Source organism: Brevibacterium sp. 239c (assembly GCF_900169365.1).
Classification (GTDB): Bacteria; Actinomycetota; Actinomycetes; order Actinomycetales; family Brevibacteriaceae; genus Brevibacterium.
The window spans coordinates 1-13,402 of the sequence record NZ_FXZH01000033.1; the positions used below are offsets into that span (position 1 = coordinate 1).

At 62.4% G+C, this 13,402-nt stretch carries 10 protein-coding genes; 5 read left to right on the forward strand and 5 right to left on the reverse strand.

Annotated features, from left to right (window positions below; genetic code table 11):
- Positions 1-306 precede the first annotated feature (306 nt).
- The 4 genes from BSP239C_RS19485 to BSP239C_RS19500 form a co-directional block, all read right to left on the reverse strand.
- A complete protein-coding gene (locus tag BSP239C_RS19485) occupies positions 307-1,434 on the reverse strand; it encodes a glutamate--cysteine ligase (protein WP_101574985.1) in 1,128 nt (375 codons plus the stop codon).
- Between the two features lie 61 nt (positions 1,435-1,495).
- Positions 1,496-2,593, reverse strand: a complete 1,098-nt coding sequence (locus BSP239C_RS19490) for an ABC transporter ATP-binding protein (RefSeq protein WP_101574986.1) — start codon at positions 2,591-2,593, stop codon at positions 1,496-1,498.
- An 8-nt stretch (positions 2,594-2,601) separates the two neighbouring features.
- On the reverse strand, positions 2,602-4,215 hold the full coding sequence (gene xylB, locus BSP239C_RS19495) for a xylulokinase (protein ID WP_101574987.1): 1,614 nt from the start codon (positions 4,213-4,215) through the stop codon (positions 2,602-2,604).
- Positions 4,212-5,201: a sugar-binding transcriptional regulator gene (locus tag BSP239C_RS19500; protein ID WP_101574988.1), complete on the reverse strand. Its 990-nt coding sequence runs from the start codon at positions 5,199-5,201 to the stop codon at positions 4,212-4,214. The genes xylB and BSP239C_RS19500 overlap by 4 nt, the downstream gene beginning before the upstream one ends.
- A 173-nt stretch (positions 5,202-5,374) precedes the next feature.
- On the opposite strand from BSP239C_RS19500, the gene BSP239C_RS19505 reads away from it, so the two are divergent.
- From BSP239C_RS19505 to BSP239C_RS19525, 5 genes are all read left to right on the forward strand, one after another.
- Complete coding sequence (locus tag BSP239C_RS19505; protein WP_101574989.1) at positions 5,375-6,733, forward strand: sugar ABC transporter substrate-binding protein; 1,359 nt, start codon at positions 5,375-5,377, stop codon at positions 6,731-6,733.
- Between the two features lie 89 nt (positions 6,734-6,822).
- Positions 6,823-7,773: a carbohydrate ABC transporter permease gene (locus BSP239C_RS19510; protein WP_101575002.1), complete on the forward strand. Its 951-nt coding sequence runs from the start codon at positions 6,823-6,825 to the stop codon at positions 7,771-7,773.
- Positions 7,770-8,723: a carbohydrate ABC transporter permease gene (locus BSP239C_RS19515; RefSeq protein WP_101574990.1), complete on the forward strand. Its 954-nt coding sequence runs from the start codon at positions 7,770-7,772 to the stop codon at positions 8,721-8,723. Before BSP239C_RS19510 ends, BSP239C_RS19515 begins: the two co-directional genes overlap by 4 nt.
- A gap of 52 nt (positions 8,724-8,775) precedes the next feature.
- Complete coding sequence (locus tag BSP239C_RS19520) at positions 8,776-10,356, forward strand: mannitol dehydrogenase family protein (protein WP_101575003.1); 1,581 nt, start codon at positions 8,776-8,778, stop codon at positions 10,354-10,356.
- Between the two features lie 82 nt (positions 10,357-10,438).
- Entirely contained in the window at positions 10,439-12,073 is a 1,635-nt protein-coding gene (locus BSP239C_RS19525) for a glycoside hydrolase family 3 N-terminal domain-containing protein (RefSeq protein ID WP_101574991.1), read from the forward strand.
- Positions 12,074-12,190: 117 nt separating this feature from the next.
- Here the strand turns inward: BSP239C_RS19525 and BSP239C_RS19530 are convergent, their stop codons facing one another.
- Entirely contained in the window at positions 12,191-13,066 is an 876-nt protein-coding gene (locus BSP239C_RS19530) for a C40 family peptidase (protein ID WP_101574992.1), read from the reverse strand.
- Between the last annotated feature and the right edge of the window lie 336 nt (positions 13,067-13,402).

Consider the following 13,402-nt stretch of genomic DNA (forward strand, 5'->3'; position numbering starts at 1 on the left):
GACTCCCGGTGACAACACCCCCCGGACCATGAACGGCTGGGGGCATGAATCATGCCGGGAATCTTAGGCCAGCGACCCCTTCTATCCTGACGGAAGTCGGGGCTACTTAAAAGGTAACGGGGGGGGGCTGTAAGCGCGGGAGGTGCCTGTGGGCACGCTGGTTCTCGCTGCACTCGGCCGCGCAACGTCGAGACAGCGCCGGAGCGCCGATACCACTCTGCACGCCTAGGTGTTTCGAAGCTCCGGCGTTGCCGCAGTGATACTACCCGGCGGCAGTTGCGAGGGTGCTGCCAGACGGCAGCGGGCTCAGATATACGAGGTGCGCAGGTCGCTGATCAGGGACCTGGTCACCTCGGTCAGTGACTCAGTGTCCTTGTACACGTTCTGCAGCCGCTGGTAGGGCACACCGCGGTCGATGATCGAGGTGATGGAATTCAGCTCGCTGAGGCAGCCCAGGCGTTCGGCCACCGGGGCCAGACGTGCGACCTCATCGGCCAAGCATTCGGTGACCAGGCGCTCATCAGCCTCGGCGTTCTCGATGATGATGGCGTCCATGCCGTAACGGGCAGCACGCCACTTATTCTCATCGTGGAACCAGTCCGGCATCGTCGGCAGGGCCTCGCCGGCATCAAGACGGACAGAGAAGTCGTCGACGAGGCACTGTATGAGGGCTGTGATCGCGGTGATCTCCTCGAGCGTGGGCAGCCCGTCACAGACTCTGACCTCAACGGTTCCCCAGTGCGGGGCAGGACGAATATCCCAGCGGATCTCATTGATGTTGTCGATGATGCCGGTGGTGAGCATGTCGTCGACATACTTCTCATAGTCTGACCACGCTTCGAACTGGAACGGCAGACCTGCGGTGGGCAGCTGCTGGAACATCATCGCCCGGTTCGAGGCGTAACCGGTGTCGGTTCCGCCCCAGAAGGGTGATGATGCGCTCAGAGCCTGCAGATGGGGGACGTAGGCAAGGAGTGCGTTGACGATCGGCAGGACCTTGTCCCGGGAGTCGATGCCGACATGGACGTGCACGCCGAAGATGAGCATATTCCGACCCCACCACTGGGTGCGATCGACAAGCTCGAGGTAGCGGTCCTTGTCTCGGACCTCCTGTGACTGCCACTGTGCGAATGGGTGGGTCCCGGCAGACATGAGTTCGATCCCGCGACCGTCGGTCAGGGTGCGCAGGGCACCCATTGACGTGGCCAGGTCCTCAGCGATACCGGCGACCTGCTTGTGGACGCCGGTGACGAGCTCGATCGTGTTCGTGAGCATTTCACCCACGATCTGCTTCTCGAACTCGGGGGCACACTGGGCGACATCGGCGAGGAGAACATCGGCAGCGGGAGTCAGATCAAGGCTGTCCCCGTCCAAGAGAGCCAGTTCCCATTCGACTCCAAGCGTGGAGCGGGGTGAGCGTGCGAAATCGACCATGGGTCGATCATAGTATTCCGCGCCCGATTTTCTTGCCTCGGCCGTTTGTTGAGCGCCACATTCAGGCCGCAGATTCGGCCTCATCGGACAGACGCGCACCAGTTTGTGAGTCGAAGAGGTGGAGGCGAGAGAAGTTGGGGACGGCCCTGACCAGGTCACCTCTGACCACGCGTGTGCGTCCACTGACTCGGGCTACGATCGGAATGTCACCGGCACCCTCTGTTGCCCGACCATGCACATAGGCATCGGCGCCGAGTTCCTCGACTAGGTCCACCCTGACTTCCAGACCGCCACTGGGCTCGAGTCGGAAGTCCTCCGGGCGGATTCCGGCCGTCACCTGATCCTCTGTGAGCTCCGAGCGCTGCGCGTCACTCAGTCCGATCTCTGACTCACCGATGTGCAGCACCCCGTCACGCAGCGGCAGATCGATGAGGTTCATCGCCGGAGAACCCATGAAGCCAGCCACGAAGAGATTCGCGGGTCGGTCGTAGAGCCCCCGCGGAGTGTCCACCTGCTGCAGCCTCCCGTCAGCGAGCACCGCAACCCGATCGCCCATCGTCATCGCCTCGACCTGGTCGTGCGTGACGTAGACAGTGGTCACGCCGAGGCGGCGCGTGAGTGAGGCGATCTGTGCACGAGTCTGCACCCGCAGTTTGGCATCGAGGTTCGACAGTGGTTCGTCCATGAGGAACACCTTCGGGGAACGCACGATGGCTCGTCCCATGGCCACCCGCTGTCGTTGCCCGCCGGAGAGGGCCTTCGGCTTGCGGTCGAGGTAGGGCTCGAGGTCGAGCAGCTGAGCGGCCTCACGCACCCGTTCATTGCGTTCGGTCTTGGCCACACCAGCGATCTTGAGTGCGAAGGCCATGTTCTCCCCGACACTCATATGTGGGTAGAGCGCATAGTTCTGGAACACCATGGCGATGTCTCGCTCCCGAGGCGAAACCTCGGTGACATCGTCCTGACCGATTCTGATGTGCCCTCCGTCGACGGGTTCGAGGCCGGCGAGCATACGCAGAGTTGTGGATTTCCCGCAGCCAGAAGGACCGACCAGGACGAGGAACTCACCATCGGCGATATCGAGGCTGATCTCATTGACTGACGGGGTGAGCGTGTCTGGGTACTGGCGCATTGCCTTATCGAAAGTGACTGTTGCCATAGTGAATCTCAACCTTCCACGGGTGCGTGGGCACCCGACGATCTGCGGTGATCATTGTGTGACTTCTCGTGGGTAGGGCTGTTGTCATCGGTGACGCTGGTGCGAGCGAACGAGCGATACTGCTCGCGTACCCGTGATGGTCTCGGGTGCAGAGTTGCGACGAGTTCGACCTGCCACCTCGGTGAGGTGCCGGTCAATGTCCAGGCCGCTTGCCGCGCGGCTCCGATGGCCACGTACTCAGCCTGCTCGGGTACGTCGATGGGAACGGTGAAGATGTCTCTGGCCACCTCGCGCACTGCAGGGTTGCGGGCCGCCCCGCCGATGAGGAGCAGTCGTCTGACGCTCAGGCCCTGTCGCAGCACCGCTTGGAGCCCGTCCGCCAGACCGCACAGCATGCCCTCGACAAAAGCTCGGGCGATATTCTCCGGAGACGAATTCGCCAAGGTCATGCCTTCTAAGCGGGCTGTTGCATCAGGAAGGTTGGGAGTGCGCTCGCCCTCGAAATAGGGGACGAGAGTGAGCCCATCGGCACCAGGAGTCGAGGCGAGGGCCAGTGCAGCCACGTCGGTATGGCTGGCTCGCAGCACCGCTGCCGCAGAGTCGAGGACACGGGCGGCGTTGAGGGTGGCGACGAGTGGAAGCCGCCCACCGTCGGCCGAGGCGAATCCGGCGACGATTCCGGACGGATCGTTGATCTTGAGTTCGGTGGGGCTGAAGACGGTTCCCGAGGTGCCGATCGAGATGACGACGTCGCCTGGTACGGCTCCGAGTCCGAATGCGGCTGCCGCATTGTCTCCGGCGCCAGGGCCGACGAGAATGCCCTCGGGTGTTTGACCGGCACTCTCGTGGGGCTGCAGGACACGAGGCAGGATGATGGGTGCGGTGTCAGCGGCCGCTTCAGCCTTGGGGGCACCAGCCTCTCGCGCCGTGGCACCGAATGCTGTGCGGAAGAGGTCAAGGTCGTAGCGTCCGGTGACCGCCGAGAAATACGCAGTTCCACTGGCATCGGAGGCATCGGTGACGAGCGCCTCGAGGACAGGACCTCGAGGCGCGGCCGAATCATGCGGTCCGTAACCCAGGAGGCGCCAGGTCAGCCAATCATGGGGCAAGGCCACGGCTGCCACCCTGCAAGCATTCTCGGGCTCATGATCGCGCAGCCACCGCAGCTTGGCCCCGGTGAACGATGCAACAGGAACCACGCCGACCCGGTCGACGAACTCGTCTGCCCCGATCTCTGTGATGAGTGCCCGAGCTGCCGCGTCGCTGCGCAGATCGTTCCACAGCAGAGCGTCGCGGATGACCTGCCCGTGCTGGTCGAGAGTGATGAGACCATGCTGCTGTCCGCTGATGCTCACGGCGGCGATATCAGTGAAGCCACCCGCGTCAGAGATTGCCTCCTGCAGGGCGAACCACCAGGCTTCGGGGTCGACCTCGGTTCCAGCAGGATGGGGGGCCGACCCGGTGCGCAGAATCTGCCCTGTGTCTGGGTCCACGATGACGACCTTGCAGCTCTGTGTCGAGGAATCGACTCCGGCGACCAAGCCGCGTTCTGAAGTCAGTGGGGTTTCAGCCAGTGGGGCATTGCGCTCGGTAGGCACCGGGACTCCGTGGTCGGCAGTCATCGGGACTCCTCGGACTGCACAGCAGGTTGCGCGTCTGGCTGTGCCTCGTTCGCCGAGCGGTCGAGGATTTCTCCGGCCAATGCCTCGTCGACGATGACGACGTCGAGGATGCCTGCGGCGCAGGCTGCGCGAACAGCCTCGGCGCGCTGCGCTCCGCGAGCCACACCGACGGTGGTCGCTGCGTGTCGCAGCTGATCGAGGGTGACGGCGATGACACGATCGTCGATGGTGTCGACCTCGACCCCGGCGGCATTGAAGAGGCGCCCGGAGGCTTCGGCCACTGCTCCGTCAGCCAACCCTGCCGCGCGTTGCTCGGGGCTGCACTTCTCCCAGACCGAGGACTGCTCCTGCGCCCAGGCGGCGACGGAGATGACTGCAAGATCGAGATCGTCCGCTGCGGCAAGGGCACTGGAGATCTCGGGCAGGGCGCTGAGATCGGCGGCGGTGTCCGCCTCGGTGACCAGCAGAGGAGCCGGCAGCCGAACCATGGTCACGGCGGCGTCCTGTCCCAACCGAGCGAAGATCCCGGAACTGGGACGCTGCGAGCCGAGCTGGAGTGCACCGGCGAGCTGGACGACGGTGCAGCGGGGGAGTGCGGGAGCGAATTGTGCCGCTGCGTCGAGTGTGCGTGACCAGGCCAGCCCGATGCGCATCCCCGGGCGAGCACGACGGTCGACGTAGGAGAGTGCGGCACGTCCCATTCGCTGGGCGGCGTCACCCTCGTGTTCAAGGTCGACGATGACTGCTGACCTCAGGCCAAGTGTCGCCGCGAGCGCTTCGGCTCTGCCCTCGTCGGCGCCGGCATCGGCTTCGATTGTGATCGTGACGACTCCATTGTCGACGGCTTCTTGCAGCAGGCGAGCGATTTGGAATCGGCTGAGTCCGTGGGCCTTGCCCAGTTCCACCTTCGAACGGCCCTGAACATAGTGCTCTCTGGCCAGCTGAGCCAGGAACCGGCGGTGTCTGGCGGTGGGTGCTGTGCTCATGGCCCTCCTCTCGAGTCGATTGCGGCCACGTCGTCGCTCATCTGTGATCTATTGCACATCTGATTAAATCATGACACAGTATTGCACATGTGAGCACTGATGCTCATATGTATTTCTTCAAGCACACCCGAGGGCGGGCAGTAATCCCGCAATGGCGAGGGAAGGTAATCACGATGAAGCAGAAGATCACGAGCCGGGCTGTCACAGCGGCGGCCATCGGAGTGGTCGGAGCACTCACACTCGCAGGGTGTGGTGGCGCCGGAGGCAGTTCGAGCGGCGGAGGAAACGAAGAAGTCAACGTACTCATGGTCAACAATCCGCAGATGCAGGACCTGCAGAAGCTCACCGCGGATCATTTCACCAAGGACACCGGCATCAAGGTCAACTATACGGTGCTGCCGGAGAACGAGGTCCGCGCCAAGATCGGTCAGGAGTTCTCCGCCCAGGCGGGCAATTACGATGTGGCCTCGATGTCGAACTACGAAGTCCCGACATACGCCAAGAACGGGTGGCTGACCTCGATGGACGAGGGGGTCGTCGATGCCAAGGGGTTCGACCAGGACGACATCCTCGCGCCGATGGCCGAATCGATGACCTATGAGGACCAGATCTACGGGGAGCCGTTCTACGGCGAAGGTTCCTTCCTGATGTACCGGAAGGACATCTTCGAAAAGGCGAAGGCGACCATGCCGGACAATCCCACCTGGGACGAGGTCGCCGATCTGGCGAAGAAGGTCGACGGTGCCGAGAAGGGAACCAAAGGCATCTGCCTACGCGGCCTGCCCGGCTGGGGCGAGATGTTCGCGCCCCTGACCACCGTGGTCAATACCTTCGGCGGAACTTGGTTCGATGAGAACTGGGACGCTCAGGTTGATTCCAAAGAGTTCAAAGAAGCGACGAACTTCTACGTCGATCTCATCAACGACCACGGCGAATCAGGAGCACCACAGGCCGGATACACCGAATGCCTGACCAACCTGCAACAGGGCAATGTTGCGATGTGGTACGACTCGACGGCTGCTACGGGAACTCTCGAAGCCGATGACTCACCGGTCAAAGGCAAGGTCGGATACGTCGCAGCTCCGGTGAAGGAGACCAAGTCGAGTTCATGGCTCTACACCTGGGCCTGGGGCATCCAGAAGGCAGGAAAGAACCAGGATGCTGCAAAGCAGTTCGTCGCCTGGGCCTCGTCGCAGGATTATGAAGAGACCGTTGCCGAAGAACTGGGCTGGCAGCACGTGCCCGCAGGCAAACGCACCTCGACCTACGAGAACAAGGACTACCAGAAGGCCGCGAAACCGTTCTACAAGCAGACCGAGGACGCCATCAACTCGGCCGATCCGAAGAACCCCGGTGTGCAGCCGCGTCCGACTCTCGGAGTGCAGTTCGTGACGATTCCCGAATTCGCTGATCTGGCGACGGGCATCTCCGAGGACATCAGTTCGGCGATCGCCGGACGCACCACAGTGGACAAGGCGCTGAAGAAGGGACAGAAGGAAGCAGAGAAGGTCGGAGACAAGTACAAGAAGTGACTCAGGCGGCTTGGGCGGAGGCGATCGCGTCTCCGCCCAAGCATCCGGCCACACTGCCACCCACTGTCATCCATCACCGGAGGTCGTCCATGTCAGCTCCTGCGCAAGATCGCCGAACTCGGGCAGCGCCCGCACCCACCTCGCCCAGCCCCGCATCCTCGAGTGCTCGCAAGCGGTGGTCGCTGCGGGCCCCAATGCTGCCGGCTCTGATCTTCGTCATCCTCGTCACGCAGATTCCGTTCGCGATCACGATCGTCATCTCGTTCATGAAATGGAACGCCGCCTACCCCGATGACATCAGCTTCGGCACCCTGCAGAACTACATCACCGTCTTCACGAATGCGGATCTGCTGCGTGCGGTATTCGTCACCGTGGGGCTGACCGTCTCTGTTGTGCTGGTCTCGGCTGTGCTGGGATTGGCCATCGCGCTTCTCCTCGACCGCAAATTCATCGGACGTGGGTTCGTGCGCACGCTGATGATCACTCCATTCCTGGTCGTTCCCGTAGCCGCGGCACTGCTGTTCAAACATGCGATCTTCAACCCCTCCTATGGACTGGTCAATGGGTTGCTGACCTCCGTCTTCGGTGAGAATGCGCCGCAGCCGGACCTGATGAGCACACACCCGCTGCTGGGGATCGGAATCGTGCTCGTCTGGCAGTGGACCCCGTTCATGATGCTCATCATGCTGGCCGGTCTGCAGTCGCGACCCATGGACGTCTACGAGGCGGCTCTGGTGGACGGTGCCGGACCTGGTCAGACATTCCGATTCATCACGTTGCCGCACCTGCGCCGCTACATCGAACTCGCGGCGCTGCTCGGCACGATCTACATCGTGCAGAACTTCGACACCGTCTTCACGATGACCTCCGGCGGACTCGGAACCGCGAACCTGCCCTATGTCATCTACCAGGAGTTCTTCGTTGCCCAAGACTACGGAGTCGCCTCCGCCGTCGGCGTCATCGTCGTCATCGCCTCACTTGTCATCGCGACCTTCGCACTGCGAACCGCGTCCACTCTGCTCAAGGAGGAGAACTCATGAGCACCTCAGACATGTCTGCATCGACAGCATCCACGGGGCCTGCAGACCCTGTCGGCCAGGCCACCACCGACCCGGCAGACGGCAGTCCTCCGCGTCAGAAGGCAAGTGCGCCCAGGCGTGCGGGGCAGGGCAGAACCGGAAAAGTTCTGCTCGGCCTCCTGGCTTGGCTCGTGGGACTACTCTTCGTGTCCCCGCTGCTGTGGATGCTGCTGACCAGCTTGCATGCCGAAACAGATGCCTCGACGAATCCGCCCAGCTTCTTCGCACCCCTGACCCTGGACTCCTACAGCAACTTCTTCGGCGGAGGCAGCGGTGCGAACCCCTGGCCGGCGCTGATCAATTCCGCGGTCGCGGCGATCGTCTCGACCCTCATCGTCCTGGTCCTGTCGACGATGGCCGCGTACTCGCTGGCCATTCGCCGGATCAAGCGTTGGTCAGACGTGCTGTTCTTCCTGCTGTCGACCAAGATGCTGCCGATGGTTGCGGGACTGCTGCCCATCTACCTGGTCGCGCAGGCATTCGGCATCCTCGACACCTGGCTCCTGCTCATCATCATCTACTCCGCGATGAACATGCCCATCGCCGTGTGGATGATGCGTTCATTCCTCGCCGAGGTGCCGGTTGAGGTGCTCGAGGCCGCCGAGCTCGACGGTGCCCGGCTTCCCCGTGTCTTCATGCAGATCCTGCTGCCCCTGACCGCACCCGGTTTGGCGGCCACAGCCCTCATCTGCTTCATCTTCTCGTGGAACGAACTGCTCTTCGCCAACGTCCTGACCTCGACGGCGGCATCGACGGCACCCGTGTTCCTCACCAGCTTCGTCACCTCCCAGGGACTGTTCCTGTCCCAGGTCTGCGCGGCTTCGCTGATCATTTCGGTGCCGGTGCTCGTTGCGGGCATCGCCGCCCAGGACAAACTCGTCCAGGGTCTGTCGATGGGTGCAGTGAAGTGATGCTCAACCGAATGTCCGACCGGCTCGACCGACGATCAGGGAAGAGATGATGATGAAACCCACAGACGCTGTACCTGCCACGAACCCTGCACAAGATGGTCGTGCACGCGATGACCGCGCACACGATGATCTTGATCTGTTGTCACTGCGCGAATCGACGCTTGAACAGATTGCGGCACGCGGTGTCACTGTACCCGGTTATGACCGCAGCACAGTGACTCCCGGCATCGTTCACTTCGGCGTCGGCGGCTTCCACCGGGCCCATATGGCGATGGTCCTCGATGACCTCATGAGCGCGGGAGAGGCCACAGACTGGGGAATCGTGGGAGCCGGAGTCCTGCCCCACGACGTGCGCATGCGAGATGCGCTCGCCGGACAGGACCACCTCTACTCCCTGACACTCAAACATCCCGACGGCACTCGTCAACGACGGGTGATCGGGTCGATCATCGATTACCGCTACGGACCCGATGATCCGCAGGGGCTCATCAACCTCCTCGGCGAGGAGAAGATCCGCATCGTCTCACTCACCGTCACCGAGGGCGGATACAACGTCAACCCGGTGACCGGGGAATTCATCTCCGAGGACGCGACGATCGTCGCCGATGTGGCAGCACTGGCCGCGGGGCAGCTGCCGGGTACCGTCTTCGGGTATGTCATCGAGGCCCTGCGTCGTCGCCGCGACGCGGGCGTGCCCCCATTCACCGTGCAGTCGTGTGACAATATCGCGGAGAACGGCCATGTGGCGAAGAAGATGTTCGGTGCCTTCGCCCGCCTCGTCGACCCAGAACTCGCGGACTGGATTGATGCCCATGTGGCGTTCCCGAACGCCATGGTCGATCGGATCACCCCGGCGACCACCGATGCCGACCGGGCCGAGCTGTGCGAGGACGCGGGACTCGAGGATGCCTGGCCCGTGGTCGCTGAACCCTTCTTCCAGTGGGTGCTCGAGGACGCGTTCACTGCAGGCAGGCCTCCGTACGAACGGGCAGGCGTCCAAGTCGTCGACGACGTCAGACCTTATGAGCACATGAAGCTGCGCCTGCTCAACTCCGGGCATCAGGGCCTGGCGTACTTCGGCCTCCTCGCCGGCTACACCTATGCTCACGAAGCGATGGAGAACTCGGATATCGCTTCCTACCTGCGCAGATACATGGATGAGGAAGGCACGCCCAGCCTCGAACCACTGCCGGGCATCGACCTCGAAGGGTACAAAGACTCACTCATCGAACGCTTCAGCAATCCGGAGATCCGCGACACTCTGGCCCGACTCGGTGCCGAATCCTCCGACCGCATCCCCAAATGGCTAGTCCCCGTCATCGCTGACAATCTGGGTTCCGGGGCACCGGTCGAGGTCTCGGCTGCGATCTGCGCATCGTGGGCCCGCTACGCCGAGGGCAGCGACGAGCAGGGAGCGCCGTTCACCATCGTCGACCGTTTTGCCGCACAGCTGCAGCAGGTCGCGAACTCACAGGCGGTCGATGCTTTGGCCTTCGTCCGGCAAGAACAGTTCTTCGGGCCCTTGGCCGAGGACTCCCGCTTCACTGGGCACTACCTGACAGCGCTGGCCTCCCTGCACGAACAGGGTGCGAAGGAGACCGTGCGACGACTCGCCGCCCACGAAGCGCTCTGAGGCCAGCTGACTCCGAGCCGGCAGCGAATCACACCGCCAGGCGTAGTTCGTCGGTTCAGCTTCGGCGATTAGCATGGTGCCTATGCGCCCCAGACTTGGCATCATCGCCGCGACCGCCGTACTCGCCCTGACTGGTTGCTCCGGCGGAACTTCCGACCCGCAACCGAAGAAGACCGAGGGGGACGGCTCCCCGCAAACTGCGCAGAAGGCCAAACCTGACAAGGCCGTCGACCCCGCGGATATCAGTCCCGAGGACTTCGCCGACGAAGCGAAGAATATCGTCGATTCGTTCTCCGCCGAGGAATTGGCTGGGTCACTCATCATCGGCACCTGGTCAGGCACCGACACGCAGACCGGGGTCAGCATGCTTAAGAACAACCACCTCGGCGGGGTCATCATCATGGCCGACAATCTGCCCGAGAATCCGACACCTGACCAGGTCAAGGGCGTCACCGAGGCAGTCGACGGTGCCCGCTCCAGGGGACAGCCCGTGTCGATCGGCGTCGATCAGGAGGGCGGTCCGGTGTCGCGGTTGAGTACGGGTGCGCTTCCGTTCCCACCGCTGATGGCACTCTCTGCCACCCAAGATCCCGAGCTGACGCAGAACGCGACCAAGGTGCAGGGCCAGAACCTCACCGACCTGGGCTTCACGATCGACTTCGCCCCTGACGCTGATGTCACCACCGGCGAGAAGGACGTGGCCATCAACGTGCGCTCGGCCGGGGACGATCACAAGGGCGTCGCTGAGGTCGTCGCCCAGGCTGTGACCGGATACCACCTCGGCGGTGTCGCCAGTTCCGCGAAGCATTTCCCCGGCCACGGTCGCCTCCACGTCGACTCGCACGAGAGCCTTCCGGTGTCGAAGAAGGACATCAAGGAACTCGAAGACTCGGACCTACTGCCGTTCAAGTCCGCCGTCAAGGCCGGCATTCCGATGGTGATGATGGGACACATCGGCCTCCCCGACGCGAAAACGACGCCGGCGACGCTGAACAAGAACGCCTACACCTCGCTGCGGGAGACCCTCGACTTCGACGGCGTCATCATCACCGATGCGCTCAACATGAAGGCCGTGAACCAGAATCTGAATGGGGGAGAGACAGTCAAAGCCCTGTCCGCCGGTGCCGATCTCGCTCTGATGCCACCGGATTCCTCCGCCGCCCAGCAAGCAGTGGTCACGGCCATGAAGGACGGTGACCTGAAGAAGGCCGATCTGGTGAAGAAGGCCGAGCGCGTGGTTGCCATGCAGCTGGCCACCGCCGAGACTCAGAAGGCGCTCGCCGAGGATTCTGGTTCTGAGGGCGCCGGGGCGGCCGGTGCCGAGGACCCGAAGAAGGTTCTGACCGATGTGGCCGAGAAGTCGCTGACGGTGCTCAAGGGCGAATGCTCCTTCGAGGGCACCGACTCCATCTCCATCGTCGGCGGGGCCGAGAAGGAGAAGACCGCGCTGACCAAGGCGGCGAAGGAGGCGGGGCTGAAGGTCGGGTCCGGCGGTACGAGTGTGAGCCTGAGCCCGAACACCTCCGCCGAGGTGGCGGTGGGCACTACTGCACCGTGGACGATGCGCAATACCTCGGCAAAATCGGCGGTTACCGCCTATGACAGCAACCCCAATGCTCTGAAAGCCGTGGCGAAATGGCTCAAGGGAGATCTCAGTGCCTCAGGCAAACTGCCTGTCGACTATGAGGGAAGCGATAAGGCTCCGGACTGCAACTGAGGTTTCAGGCAGCAGCGGAGACCTCGGACAGCTGCGGAACCGAGTTCAGACACAAAGAAACCCTTCATCCGGCTGGGACCATCAAGCCGGACGAAGGGTTTCTTTATGTGTATTGGATCAGAGAACGCGGATGAAAGTGACGTTGCCCATCCAGCTGTAGCTGCGCTTCGAGGTGCCTGAGCCTGGGGAACCGGCATCGTACATCTGTCCGCCACCGGCGTAGATGCCGACGTGGCCGGGGTGCCAGATGAGGTCACCGGGCTTGGCTTCAGACTGCGAGACGACCTTGCCGGCAGCCTTCTGAGCACCGGACTGGCGAGGCAGGTTCACACCGACCTTGCTGTAGACCCAGGCGGTGTAACCGGAGCAGTCCCAGCCGCTCTGCGAGGTTCCACCGTAGACGTATGGGGTTCCGACGCCCTTGGCAGCCCAGCCCATGACCTGCTCGGCCTTGGAGCCGTCGATCGAACCGGCATCATCGGAGCCGGAGTCTTTGCTCTTGTCCTTGTCACCGGAGTCCGAGGAACCGGTGTTTGCGGAATCAGAAGAGTCGTCTTTGTCCTCGGCGGGCTTCGGGGCCGGTGCAGCTTCGTCGTCGCTCTTATCTTCGTCTGTCTCGACGGGCTTCGGCTTTGGCTTCGGTTTAGGAGCTGCCTCAGCAGTGACGTTTTCGACTTCTGCGCCGAATGAAGCGCCCTGCTTCTTGTCTTTGTCCTTAGATGACGAACCCTCGCCAGCGTCGACGGTCGCCGTCTGATTCTTGAACTCAACCTGTGTCTGAGCGTCTGACTCAGCGGAGACTGCGACGTTGTCGTCGGCTCCTTGTCCGGCTGCCGGGAGGACAGCTGCGGTGAGCAGGCCACCGCTGGCAGCAACAACGGCTGCGCGACGTCCGAAGACGGCGGAATTGGCACTCAGGATATCGGTCAGTTCGGTCAAAGGGGTCTTGACCTTAGCTTCTGCGGCGCGGCGGCCATGTTGCTTAGTTGCCACGTTTTCCTCTCGTCACCTATTGGAAGATTCCCAACCGCCACTGTGGTCCGTAGAGATTTCACATCGAGCGTGGCGTGCGGTTCTCGCTGTGAAGCCGGCACTTTCGCGACCGACCTTCACAACTGTAACCAATCAGTGACCCAATGTCACGTTTTCGTTACATTAGACGGGATTTTGTCGTGATCGTTTACGAAGATGCTGGTCACAGGCTTATTGAGTACCAGAGTTTTTGTAACAGTTGCTTGTTTCGGCGTAGGTTTCCAGCATAGATATGACCCATCTCTCGTCATGGTCGATGGGATTATGTAACGAATAGGTCTGTATGACAACTCGAAG